General features: G+C 55.5%; 9 protein-coding genes. 4 read left to right on the plus strand and 5 right to left on the minus strand.

Annotated features, from left to right (window positions below):
• Positions 1 to 23: 23 nt before the first annotated feature.
• Positions 24 to 998, minus strand: coding sequence for a WD40/YVTN/BNR-like repeat-containing protein (locus tag AC2TCY_RS22240; RefSeq protein ID WP_480850848.1), 975 nt, complete (start codon positions 996 to 998; stop codon positions 24 to 26).
• A 383-nt stretch (positions 999 to 1,381) separates the two neighbouring features.
• Between AC2TCY_RS22240 and AC2TCY_RS22245 the strand changes: the two genes are divergently transcribed.
• The 3 genes from AC2TCY_RS22245 to AC2TCY_RS22255 all read left to right on the plus strand — a co-directional run bounded on the left by AC2TCY_RS22245 (position 1,382) and on the right by AC2TCY_RS22255 (position 5,905).
• Positions 1,382 to 3,394 (plus strand): tripartite tricarboxylate transporter permease, encoded by a 2,013-nt coding sequence (locus AC2TCY_RS22245; protein WP_480850849.1) that lies wholly within the window; start codon positions 1,382 to 1,384, stop codon positions 3,392 to 3,394.
• 72 nt (positions 3,395 to 3,466) lie between these two features.
• Positions 3,467 to 4,546, plus strand: coding sequence for a hypothetical protein (locus AC2TCY_RS22250; protein WP_480850851.1), 1,080 nt, complete (start codon positions 3,467 to 3,469; stop codon positions 4,544 to 4,546).
• An 894-nt stretch (positions 4,547 to 5,440) separates the two neighbouring features.
• Positions 5,441 to 5,905: a helix-turn-helix domain-containing protein gene (locus tag AC2TCY_RS22255; RefSeq protein ID WP_480850853.1), complete on the plus strand. Its 465-nt coding sequence runs from the start codon at positions 5,441 to 5,443 to the stop codon at positions 5,903 to 5,905.
• Positions 5,906 to 5,951: 46 nt separating this feature from the next.
• Here the strand turns inward: AC2TCY_RS22255 and AC2TCY_RS22260 are convergent, their stop codons facing one another.
• From AC2TCY_RS22260 to AC2TCY_RS22270, 3 genes are all read right to left on the minus strand, one after another.
• Positions 5,952 to 7,001, minus strand: coding sequence for a 4-oxalomesaconate tautomerase (locus AC2TCY_RS22260; protein ID WP_480850855.1), 1,050 nt, complete (start codon positions 6,999 to 7,001; stop codon positions 5,952 to 5,954).
• Positions 6,994 to 7,665: a 4-carboxy-4-hydroxy-2-oxoadipate aldolase/oxaloacetate decarboxylase gene (locus AC2TCY_RS22265; protein ID WP_480850857.1), complete on the minus strand. Its 672-nt coding sequence runs from the start codon at positions 7,663 to 7,665 to the stop codon at positions 6,994 to 6,996. The genes AC2TCY_RS22260 and AC2TCY_RS22265 overlap by 8 nt, the downstream gene beginning before the upstream one ends.
• Before the next feature lie 64 nt (positions 7,666 to 7,729).
• A complete protein-coding gene (locus AC2TCY_RS22270) occupies positions 7,730 to 8,461 on the minus strand; it encodes a PIG-L deacetylase family protein (RefSeq protein ID WP_480850858.1) in 732 nt (243 codons plus the stop codon).
• 112 nt (positions 8,462 to 8,573) lie between these two features.
• On the opposite strand from AC2TCY_RS22270, the gene AC2TCY_RS22275 reads away from it, so the two are divergent.
• Complete coding sequence (locus AC2TCY_RS22275) at positions 8,574 to 9,803, plus strand: LysR substrate-binding domain-containing protein (protein ID WP_480850859.1); 1,230 nt, start codon at positions 8,574 to 8,576, stop codon at positions 9,801 to 9,803.
• A 364-nt stretch (positions 9,804 to 10,167) separates the two neighbouring features.
• Here AC2TCY_RS22275 and AC2TCY_RS22280 read toward each other — a convergent pair whose 3' ends face one another.
• On the minus strand, positions 10,168 to 11,766 hold the full coding sequence (locus AC2TCY_RS22280; protein WP_480850860.1) for an MFS transporter: 1,599 nt from the start codon (positions 11,764 to 11,766) through the stop codon (positions 10,168 to 10,170).
• Between the last annotated feature and the right edge of the window lie 430 nt (positions 11,767 to 12,196).

Here is a 12,196-nt window from a genome sequence, read left to right on the forward strand (position 1 = left end):
GTTCTTTTCCTTTCCTTCCGGCCTCAGACTGGTGCCCAGGTGATCATGCGGATTTCGCCCAATTCGCGGTCCGTTTTCTGCCAACTGACGCCGGCATCTGTGCTTTTGAAGATCTGCCCGAATATGGTGGCAACAAACAGCAGGTTGGTGTCGGCGGCGTTTGTGCCGATCGACCAATAGGTCGAATTCGCCTCGTGCGATGTTTCGCAGACGGACCAGGTTTCACCGAAATCATTCGAGATCAGCAGGTTTCCGGCCTCTCCTGACGGTTTGTCTCCGACTGAAGCGATCACGGTATCACTGTTTTCCGCCGGTTGTTTCAGGCTGCGGAAATAGTCCCATTTTGCTTCCGGAATCTTTAGTTGTTCCCATGTCGCGCCATTGTCTGTCGACTTGTGGACCCCGTCTTCGGTCGAGCACAGGATCGTTCTGCGCCCATCGTCATAATCGCGGAAGACCAGATCATGCGTATCATTGTCGTGCAGTCCGCGAATGATCAGTTCCCAGGTCTTGCCCCTGTCGGTGGACCGGATAACGCCGTCAATTTCGACGGTGATCCAAATCGTGTCTTCATCCTTGGGATCGAAGTGGACAGACGTGACGCGGCTGGTGTTTATGAACCAGCATTCGGTCGAGGCATCCAGATTGGCGCGGTCCCAGCTTTCACCATTATCTTCTGAAATGAAGATTTCGCCGGGGCGTGTGCCGCAAACGATGAAGTTGGGGTCATGCGGTGCTTGGGCAATTTGTAGAATGTGCAAGCTGTCCATCGGCGAAGGGACATAATCAAACCGACCGGTTTCCTCGCTGTAGCGATAAAGACCCTGATCGGTGCCTGCCAGAACCTCGCCGGGCCTGTCTGCGTGGGTGTGCACGGCCCAAACCCGTGCCTCGTTATAGAAACCTCCCGTCGGCGTCAGCAACCGATTCCAGCTTTTGCCTTCATCCTCGCTGAACCACACGGATTGCATCGTTGCCGCGTAGGCTTTGTACTTCATGGTTAATCTCCGTGACCGGGTTGAAAACGCCAGCTTTGCCTTGGCGCATAATTGCCCACTATCATCCCACTAGTAAGCAAGTCAACCCGAATTGCGCGATTGCCAGCTTCAATCCGCGCTTCGATAGCGAAGACAAAAAGACTCAGGGGGCATGAACCATGTGAGTTCCACAGAGATACTCACCTTTTTCTGCCGAATGGATCTGAGAATGTTTATTTGACAAGTGGGACGAAAGTGGGCAAGCTGATGCGGTCGACGTGGCAAACCGGTGGTTGGTTTGCCTTGAGACCTCGGCGGAAACTTAATCGCACCCGCAATCAATCGGATGACAAATTTACTGGCGCAATAAGTTGAAATGCTGCGCTTTTTGGGGAGGTAAGGACTTGATCGAGGCGCTTTTCTCGGGACTGTTGCAGGTGTTTAGTTGGCCCGCAATTGGCTATCTTGGTTTGGGCATAATCCTGGGAATCTGGCTGGGTGCACTTCCCGGAGTGGGAGGCGTAACCGGGCTGATTCTGCTGTTGCCATTTACCTATACGATGGACCCCGTATCGGCCTTCGCATTGATGCTCGGAATGTTCGCGGTCACCACAACCAGCGACACAATCGCCTCGGTTATGCTCGGAATACCCGGCACTGCGGCCAGTCAGGCCACCGTGATGGACGGCTATCCGTTGGCGCAGAAAGGCCAAGCCAACCGAGCGCTCGGAGCTGCTTATTCATGCTCCGCCCTGGGCGGTGTCATCGGCGCTATCGTGCTGACGGTCTCGGTGCCATTGATCAAACCAATTCTTACCCTTTTTTCCACTCCGGAATATTTCATGCTTTCGTTGCTCGGCATCTGTATGGTCGGCGCGCTTTCAGGGAATTCTGTTGCCAAGGGCCTGGTCATCGGCGCTTTTGGCATGCTGCTCGGCACCATCGGCGAAAACACGTTCAACGGTGAGCCCCGGTACTATTTCGGAATCGAGTACATGCTAAACACACCGCCGCTGGTCGCAGTGGTTCTTGGATTGTTTGCGATTCCCGAATTGCTGGAAATGGCGACACGAAACACATCGATCAGCCGTGTGAGTGGCGACCAGACGCAAGGCGGTGGAATGCTACAGGGCGTTCGCGACACTTTCAGCAACTGGTGGCTGGTGCTCAAAAGCTCGACGCTGGGCGTTTACATCGGCATGCTGCCGGGTCTCGGGGCGTCAATCGTCGACTGGGCCGCATATGGTATGGCGGTCCAGACGACCAAAGGCGAGAATGAGTTCGGGCGCGGCGATATCCGAGGCGTGATCGCCCCTGAAAGCGCCAACAATGCTCAGCGCGGCGGAGCGTTGATTCCGACTCTGACCTTCGGCATTCCCGGCGATTTTGCCATGTCGATCCTGCTTGGCGCGATGCTGATCCAGGGCCTGCGGCCGGGCATGGAGATGTTGACGACCAAGCTCGACATCACCTTCGCCATGATCTGGACCCTGATCATCGCCAATATCGTATCCGCCATCCTCTTGATGCTCATCGGGCGTCAGGTGGCCAAGGCGATCTTCATTGACGGCCACCTTATGGTTCCGGTCGTGATTTTGTTTGTCTTCATGGGCTCCTGGCTAGGCGCGCAGTCGATGGGTGATCTGATCCTGATGCTTACAATGGGGGCGCTCGGGCTGTTTATGAAACGCTCCGGCTGGCCGCGCCCGCCTTTGATCATCGCTCTGGTGTTGGGTCCGAATATGGAGAATGCTCTGGTCATCTCCAACCGTATCTATGGAACGCTCGGATGGCTGGAACGGACTCCGTCAATAGTCATCGGCCTGATTATCATCCTAACGCTGATCGCTACCGCAAGCGGGATAGTCAAGAAAAAGCAGGCACAACCCACCGCAAACACAGCGCTTGACGGAAAGCTGTCGATCGAAGGCGGCGAGCGGAACCCACTAATTGCCATTCTGCTTGCAGGCGTATTCGTGGTTTTCTTCACAGCCGCGATAATCCTGGCCTTCGATTTCCATCCGACCAACCGGCAATACCCGATAGCCGTGAGCGTTGCCGCCCTGGCGTTGCTGACGACAATCCTGTGGAGGGATTTCGGCTTCGCGCGCCACAAGATCGCAGAGTTGGGCAGTTTTGGAGCGGCTTGGGCGGCGGCACTGGACGAATCTCAGTTGAAGATCGGCCTGCGGTTCATCTTCTGGGTGGGTGTCACCGTCTTCGGGTGCTGGTTTATCGGCCAGAAATTCGCGATTGCCGGGTTCATACTGCTTTATCTGATCGTATGGGGTAAACGGCCCGTCTGGTTCGCGTTGGTCTACGCGGCCGCCGGATATGCGTTCATCACAGTGTTTTACGACTGGATCATGCACATCCCGTTCCAGCGCCCTTTTGTAGTCTCTCTCTTTGGAGGCTGAGTCAGAAACTCGACCGCCGACCAAGCCGGTTGGCAATCAAGCAAAAAACCGATTCAACATGGAGGAAAAAGAATGATCCATTTTAAATCCATAGCCGTGGCAACGGCGGCAGTGGCAACCTTTTGGTCGGCAACCGCCAAGGCCGCTGATTTCTACGAGGGCAAGACGATCACCTGCGTCGTGCCCTATGCCCCAGGCGGCGGAACAGACGCATTCTTCCGGATCGTCGTACCGCATCTCGCCCGCCTAATTCCGGGCCAGCCGGACGTCATCATCAACAACATGTCTGGCGCTGGCGGGATGAAGGCCAACAACTACGCATCCAATGAAATGCCAAACGACGGCTCCGAAATGCTCTGCGCGCCCTGGCTTTCGACCGCGCAGGTGACCCGACGCGATGGCGTGCGTTTCGACTATTCCACGATGCGCGTCGTCGGCGGTGAAAGTGCGATCAGCACTGCAGTGATCAACAAGAATGTGCTGATCGACGGCGACCGGACAACCATTGGCAAGGGCAGCCAGCCTCTGGTTGTGGGCGGGCTCAGCCCCTCGTCCACGCTGGACCTGCGCCAGCGCCTCGGCTACGACGTACTTGGCGTCGAGTACTTCTACATCCCCGGCTATCGTGGCTCGGCCAAGCAAATCCCGGCCTTCCTGTCGGGCGAAATCAGCCACATTGGGATGAACTACGGCACCTATGCCTCGGGAATGAAGCAGTCGCTGGTTGATCAGGGACCGGGAATGCTGTGGGTGGACTACCCCGATATAAATGCCGACGGCAGCACGTCGGCCAGCTCGATCCTGGCGGAACAGGACGTCCCGACACTCAATGACCTGCACGAAGCAATGCATGGGTCGCAACCTTCGGGCGAATACTGGGAGGCCTACAAGACCCTTGATCAGCTTGCCAGCATGGGACTTTCGGTTTGGCTGCCAGAAGGCACGCCAGACGAGGCGTTTGACGCGTTGAAGGCGGGCTGGGAGGCGCTCCCCTCAGATCCCGAATTCATTGCCGCGCATGAAAAGGCATTCGGAAAGCCGGTGAACTTCGTCACATACGATCAGGCTCTGAACGCCCAATCGGCGGTTGCAAGTGTCCCGCCCGAAATGGTGAAATTCCTTCAGGACTATATCGCCAAAGGCGAACAGTAAGTCAGGCTATCCCCCGGGCGGCGCGAAGCGGCGCCCGGGTCCCAATCGAGGGTCAGTCGCTGTCAGCGGCTTGTTCCCGATGCCAGAACCGCATGGTTGGAGTCACCTTCAATCGGTATTTTTTGACTTAATCATCGCAGTGTACAAAATGGTCCTGCCTGTCTCGACCATGGCGAAAGGTCTTGGCGCGTTCACACATCTGGCACAGTTATTCGACGCTGGAGATTTGCTGCAAGTCTGATCCAGCATCTGAGCTGGTCAATCGGCACATCCTTTCAATAACGGCTTCCAGAAGCCCGCAACTCAGGTCGCAGATTGTGGACACTCCGAGGCGGAGATACCGATATGAAACGGAACATAAGATGTTCACCCAGGGAAAAAGACAAGTTGAATGGAAGACGGCAAGTCTCCTTTGAGGTCTTTTTGCAAAATGGGTTCTCTGACCTCGAGCTTGCTTCGGTCACGGCTGTGCTGGAAACCGCAAATCGCGTGATCGGTGCACCATTATTCGTTTGGTATTTCGTTTCAGATAAGCCGGGATTGGTTGCTGGAAGATGCGGAATGATTGCACGTGCAGCGCCAGCCATATTTGACGATGGACTAAAGGATAACCTGGTTGTCTTGGGCGGAGAGCAAATCGACACCACAGGATGGGTTTCCAGAGTGCGCGCAATGCAGGTGCGCTCCAGGCCGGTTGCAATTCTATCGGACGCGGCGACCTCTTTCATAAGATCGCGGAAATCCCAGGATGGGCCCCGGACGACCCAATGGAAGGATTTCATCGTCCTGTCGGAAACCGGCAGTTATCCGGATCTAGAGAATTGTCTGGCGGCGTCTGCGTTCGGAGTTGTTACGTCTGTCGGGTTAGGATTCACCCTGGAACTTACTATTCGCATGATCGCCCAGCATATTTCCAATCAGGAGCTTGCAGAGCTCAGCAGCCGTTTGATGGTCCCGGCTATTCGGAGTGCGGCTGCGGAACAACCGAAGGCGGGCAGCTTTCTCGCCGATCAGTTCGACCCAAACATCGCCACCGCGATCCGATTGATGGAAGCAAACGTTTCAGACCCTCTTCCCACTTCGGAAATCGCCAGCCAAGCCGGAATATCAATTCGACAGCTTGAAAGGTTGTTCCAAAAATACCTGAGCACGACACCCGGGCTTTACTACAAGCGGATGCGTATCAGAACGGCGCACCCCTTGTTGACGGAGACCACCATGCCCCTCATCGAAATTGCGGTCGCCACCGGTTTCGGTTCTGTTTCCACATTCTCGAAAGCGTATCAGGAGTTATATCGAACCTCTCCAACCAAGGCACGAGCAAACAGGACATTTGCGCTGCGCGCCGTTGACTCCTGAGATCATGCACAGCCGCGCCTGGTGGCTTCAATAGGGCAGATTTCGGTTAATAGACCATACCGTCCATAAGTTTGCGCGCGGTGCGCAAAACCTCTGTTCGTCTGACCTCCCCTTCTTCAACCGCGCCGATCACCGTCATTTCGCCGGACGGATGTTCGATTGAAAGATGCTTCGGATTCTCTGTACCTATGACAGCCAGGTCGTAGCCCATCGTTCCCTTTGTAAGGCACGCAGTGGCAACGGAAACAGCCCCGAGAACTCCGATCGTCTTGTGACAGCGATGAGGGATGAATGTGCGTGTCGAAATTGCGCCGCCACGACGCGGTGCAGAGAGCAAGGTCATCTTGGGAACGGATTTATCCAAGACGTCTCCAAGGTTCATCATCGGACCAGCTTGGAGGCGGATCGATTCCAGTCGTTTGACGAGTGAGACATCGCCTTCCAATTGCTCAGGCGGTTCAGTTCCGGAGACATTCAAGTCAGAAGCGCGCAACAATACGCAGGGCATCCCATTATCAATAAGCGTGACCTGTATGCCGTCGATGAAGTCGTTGGCATGCCCGGTCGGGAGCAGGGCGCCGCAGCTTGATCCTGCTGTTTCTCGAAACTCGATGGGCAGGGCTGCTGCGCGCCCTGGAACCCCATCTATCCTGGCGTCACCTTCATAGCGCACCTCTCCGCCCGGGGTCGGGACCCGGACGGATGCAACCTGTCCCGAATTCCGCATATAAATTGTCACCTTGGTTTCCGGTCCGGTCGCTTTGACGAGGCCTCGTTCAATAGCGAAAGGCCCGACACCCGCTAGAATATTCCCGCAATTCTGTGCGTCTGTCACAATGGGCTGATCGACAAAAACCTGTAGAAACAGGTACTCGACATCAATCCCCGGTCGTCTCGAGGCTGAGACGATGGCAACCTTTGACGTCAACGGGTCGGCGCCTCCTATGCCATCGATTTGGCGCGGATCGGGCGAACCCATGATGCGCAACAGCAATGCATCGCGAGCGTTCTCGTCGACCGGCAAGTCGGACGCGAGGAAATAGGCCCCTTTCGACGTGCCTCCACGCATCCACATGACAGGCGTGCCCTTACTCATACCTTAGGCCCTTCGCTTTCAGCCGAGGTCGCATGTCATAGATATCAAGGCCAAGTTCACCCGCTGCCAATCGCCTGCGCTTCGCTTCTTCCGCATCCAAACGCTCTTGCGCTTTCGTAGCGACGGCCTCGGCATCTTCGCGCCGAACAACACACACTCCATCGTCATCGGCAAGAACGACGTCGCCGGGGTTCACCAGGGCACCGGCGCAGACAATTGGTACATTGACCGAACCCAGCGTCTCTTTCACTGTGCCCTGTGCTGAGACAGCAGTGGACCAAACACCAAATCCCATCTGACGCAAATCGGATGTATCGCGGACGCCAGCATCGATAACCAACGCGGCGCACCCTCTCGCCTGGGCCGAAGTGGCCAGAAGGTCGCCAAAATACCCCATGTCGCACGGCGCGGTTGGCGCCAACACCATGACATCTCCTGGCTGTAGCTGTTCTATGGCGACGTGAATCATCCAGTTGTCGCCCGGCGGAGCAGAGATCGTGACTGCAGACCCCGCAATAGACAAGTCTTGTTGAATGGGACGCATTTTTGACTTCATCAAACCCTTGCGTCCCTGTGCTTCGTGCACTGTGGCGACGCCGGCTTTGCGCAATCTGGCGATGGTATCCTGGCCGGCTCTTTGTATTTTTTGAACGACTACGGCCATGTTGGCTCTCCATAGTTCTTCTCAGGCGAAAGGCGTGTGTGCTGGGTGCAGTGGGTCGTGCCCCTCAGAGTATGTCCACAGTCCGAGGGAATACCGATTGAAAGCCTTCAGCATATTTCGCAGGTCGCCCGCCTGCCATTCCGCCGGAATTTCTGCGGAAGTGATTTGCCCGGTTCTCTGCGACGTTTGTGTAATAATCCCAGAGATGATGCTGCCCTTCCATGCATTCGATGGCGGCGCGTTTTTTCTCCCAGACCTCGGTGATGTCCAAAAACGTATCCGGCTTCCAGCCCATCTGCTCGGTCTGATGCGGTTCAAACAAATAGAGCTGCGGCGACCCGAGCACTTTTTGCCCTGGATTGTGGCCCCAGGCCTGAGCAATCATGCGGCATGTCAACGCAAATTCTGTCGTGCGCATATGGTCCGTGTTATAGGGATCGTATTGCGAATGGCTGAGCATGAAATTGGGTTGGACGTCGCGAATGATGTCGACAACCTGCTCTTGCGCATGTGAGCCAAGATCAAGCGGGTAGTCGCCGAGATCAAGAAATTTGATGTCGTGGACTTCAAGAGCACTGGCAGCGTTTTCGGCCTCGGTTCTGCGGATCGCCTTGACCTGATCCAACGATTTACCATCTTTCCAAAGCCGCGCGCTCTCGCCTCGTTCACCGTAAGACAAGCAGACGACGGTCACGTCAAATCCACGTTTTTGGTGTAGTGCGATTGCGCCACCGCATCGCCACACAAAGTCGGCGGCATGGGCAGAAATCACAAGTGCGGTGTTTTGTTCAGACATGGGAGGCGCTCCAGAATTCAGCTGCCTCCAGCATCGGCGGGCCAGCGCTGAACATCCATTTCAATCTAAACGAATATGTATTAATTTTGCCTATAGCGGTTAGGAGATCAGCTTGAGAGGTCGCGATATCAATCTGCGCCATATGCGCGCGTTTCTCGCGGTGGTTCAGGCCGGAAGTATTGTCGCGGCTGCCCAAAAAGTTCACCTGTCTCAATCCGCAATTACGCAAGCCATAGCCGGTCTTGAACGCCGCCTCGGCGTGAAATTATTCACTCGCAGCAACAAGGGAATGATTCCGACGGACGCCGGAAAAATTCTTTCCTTTCGCGCGGCCAGGGCATTTGATGGTTTAGCCGTTGAGGCCGGAGGGAGGGGCGTTGCGGCACAGCGTGGATATGTCACCTCGCTGACAAGTACGCAGTTGAAGGCGTTGATCGCCGTTGCAACCTACGGCAATTATTCCGTCGCGGCGCGGGCGATGGGTTTGGCGCAATCGTCGATATACAAAGCAGCCAAGGACCTTGAAAAACTTTCTGGCAGGGTTTTGTATCACCAATCCGCGACGGAGGTTAAGCTTTCCTCGGCTGGCGATGCACTTCATCGCGCCGCCGGCGTCGCCTTTGCGGAACTGGACTATGCGATTGATGATATTTCTCATCTAAGTGGCAGTGACATAGGCGTGTTGCGGGTGGGCAGCCTTCCGCTGGCGCGCAGTACCGTGCTTCCGGTTGTTCTGAATTTGCTAACAGAGCGCTATCCGGGTCTGCGCGTACAGGTTCTCGACAATTCGTTTGACGAATTGTTGCATGCGCTCCGCTATGGCGAAATTGATCTAATGATAGGTGCCCTTCGTCATCCGCGGCCAGCAGATGACGTCCAGCAGGAGGTATTGTTCACCGATCGTCTGGGTGTGTTTTGCGGGCCTGATCATCCCTTGCGGAAAGCAACCACAGTGACGCCACGGGACATGGCCGCCTTTCCTTGGGTAGTGCCTGCCCAAGGTGCGCCCACGCGCGATTTTTTTGATTCCTACTTTTCTGCAGTTCCGGCACAGGATTTTGGATCCATTATCGAATCGAACTCACCCATCCTGGTGCGTGGATTGTTGAGTGACAACAAGCGGCTGACCATGATTTCGGAAGCCCAGGTCAAGATTGACGTCCATAAAGGCAACCTAGTTGCCCTACCCGTTTCGCTTAACGACATTCCCCGAGAAATCGGCATCACTGTTCGGCAAGGCTGGAAGCCGACAGGCAAACAGCAAGATTTCATTGACCTATTGCGCGCCCAGGTTCAAGCCGCTGAACAGAGAAATCCACGGGCAGCACCCACGAATTTCTGATCAAAGTTTTGTTCCTCGGGTGATTTCACCTACACCCTGAAGTGTCGATAGGAGACCCGAATGCCAAATATCTCAGGCAATGTTTGCAGCGACCTAACTATTAGGATCTCATTCCGTTCGAAAACACCTACCCCGAATTCAAGGAACATCTGCGAAGGATCTGAGCCCGAACGTTCGATCAGTTGTTCGAAACACTCACTGAGTTCTGCGGCCTGCTCACACCCTGGGAACGCCAGAACCACTTTTGCCTGGCTAGAAGTGGCTCAGGTTTAAAGCTAGACGTATAGAGACCCCTAAAGATCCGAGCCACATCCAGCCGCCGGCAATTGCCCGACAATGGCTACTTTGAGGGCCGCTGAGGCAGCTAGTCGCTCGCAACTTGACTTGCGTCAGTCGGGCGCTCGATCCACCGCCGAGCAACTGGTAAGCCACCACCTTGATGCAGCTCTGACAATTGGCGGTAGTTTTCGGCATCCTTCGTCGTACGGCGCTGCATGTGACGTAGGTAGGCAGCCCATGTGGGGACGCGATAGCTTTCGTGCCACAGGTCAGGCTGGGACAGGTCCCGGTAGAGCGACCAGCCATGGGCTCCGTCTCGCAATCGGATGCGACGGCGCAAGGTCATCAAATCAAGGAATGCCCGAGTATCTTCTGGGCGTATCAGAAATTCAACAGAAACCTTGATCGGGCCGCTTTGTATGTCGATTTGTAAATTTGGATCCGGCGGCGTGAATCCATCGTGCGGATCTAAATTGTCCAGATTCTCCGCGGGCAGTCGAAAAACCAACCCCATAGCGGCACCCACCAGGCAGGCCGCCGAAGCCATACCGAACGCCATTTCAAGTCCGGCAGTGGTGGCAACACGACCCCAAACAATGCTTCCCAAGGTCATGCCGCCAAAGGTGAAAACCTGCAAGAGTGACATGGCCCGCCCAAGGACCCAGCGAGGCGTCGACAATTGCATGGCAACGTTGAACAACGACATTGAGGATTGCCAGGCAATACCGGTGACGACAGCGGCAGTCCCCGTCGCCCAGACATTTGTGGAAAAAGCGATTGCCATCAGCCCAATGGCCAGGAACAAGAACGACGCCCGCACTATCGTTTCAGTTTCAACCTTTTCGCGAACCCGGTGCAGGCTGAGTGCCACAGTCACGGCCCCCATGCCGAAACAAGTCAGGATCAGACCGAACGTGATTGCGGATCCCTGCAACAATTGGCGCGCCACCAACGGCATCAAGGCAAGGGCGGCCACGGCGGAAAAGCCAAATACGGTCCCGCGCAACAGGATCTTCATGTGATCCGAAGACATGGTCACGTAACGCATCCCGGCCCCTAGCGCCGATCCTAAAGGCTCACGCGGTAACGGATCGGGCGTGCGCACTGGTTTCCAGGAAGCCAGTGCGAGCAGAACGGGAATATAGGTTACTGCATTGATTGCAAAAGAAGCCGCAGCACCAAAGGCAGCGATGATCGCGCCGCCCACAGCCGGCCCAATGCCACGCATCAGGTTGAACCCCATCCCATTCAACATGACAGCTTGCGGCAAGTGTTTGCGGGGCACGAGATCACCCACGGAGGCTTGCCAGGACGGTAAGTGCATGGCCACACCACAACCAATGGCAAAGGTGAAAGACAATAGCGCCCAAGGGTTGATGAAGGTGACCCAGGTCAATCCCGCCAAGCAGGCTGTCATGACCAACATGAAGACCTGTGCCAACATCATAACGGTGCGGCGTTCGTAGTTGTCCGCAAATACGCCGCCGAGCAAAGAAAGAATGGCAAGCGGCAGCGTAACCGAGGCCTGGACAAGGGCAACCATTGCTGGACTGGTTGTCAGGGATGCCATCAACCAACCAGCGGCAACGCTCTGGATTTGCCAGCCAAGGTTTGTAATCAGGGAGGCAATCCAAAGCAGCCGGTATGTCTTGAATTGGAACGGGGCAAGGGTGGTGCCCTTCATCAAGGTGTCCTTTGGCCGCTGGAGTCGCGGCCAATTTGGTTTCGTTTCCTCTCCGACACAAGTCGAATATGACGATACCAAATCCTTGATGGCCGTTGCGTTAGTCGATCAGTCTATACAAAATCGGCCTTTTGAGCGCGCGGTTCTGTTACATGTTTTGGCGATTGACGCTCAACCCTCTTTCGATTGAATGACTACCGGCGGATCTGTTGCATAGTTTTGAACTGACCGAACTGTCTAGGTGAGTGTAACGAAATTAGGTAGCCAGTTCAGTGGACTGATTGAACGGCATTGCCAACTTGTTTGCGCGTGATTGAGAAGGGCAAGTCCACGGACTTTCAAGCGCGCATTTGGGCGGCATGGTCGTTCCAGAGATTGAAAGCATCGGCCCCGGCATGACGGTATGAGACGGCGGAGAGTTGGTAGCGGC

This window comes from Ruegeria sp. HKCCD7181, assembly GCF_057221055.1.

Bases quoted from the DNA above. Each gene is read 5' to 3' on its own strand.
- AC2TCY_RS22240 (WP_480850848.1), bottom strand. From the start codon at position 998: ATGAAGTACAAAGCCTACGCGGCAACGATGCAATCCGTGTGGTTCAGC.
- AC2TCY_RS22260 (WP_480850855.1), bottom strand. From the start codon at position 7,001: ATGAGTAAGGGCACGCCTGTCATGTGGATGCGTGGAGGCACGTCGAAA.
- AC2TCY_RS22280 (WP_480850860.1), bottom strand. From the start codon at position 11,766: ATGAAGGGCACCACCCTTGCCCCGTTCCAATTCAAGACATACCGGCTG.
- AC2TCY_RS22265 (WP_480850857.1), bottom strand. From the start codon at position 7,665: ATGGCCGTAGTCGTTCAAAAAATACAAAGAGCCGGCCAGGATACCATC.
- AC2TCY_RS22255 (WP_480850853.1), top strand. From the start codon at position 5,441: ATGATCGCCCAGCATATTTCCAATCAGGAGCTTGCAGAGCTCAGCAGC.
- AC2TCY_RS22270 (WP_480850858.1), bottom strand. From the start codon at position 8,461: ATGTCTGAACAAAACACCGCACTTGTGATTTCTGCCCATGCCGCCGAC.
- AC2TCY_RS22250 (WP_480850851.1), top strand. From the start codon at position 3,467: ATGATCCATTTTAAATCCATAGCCGTGGCAACGGCGGCAGTGGCAACC.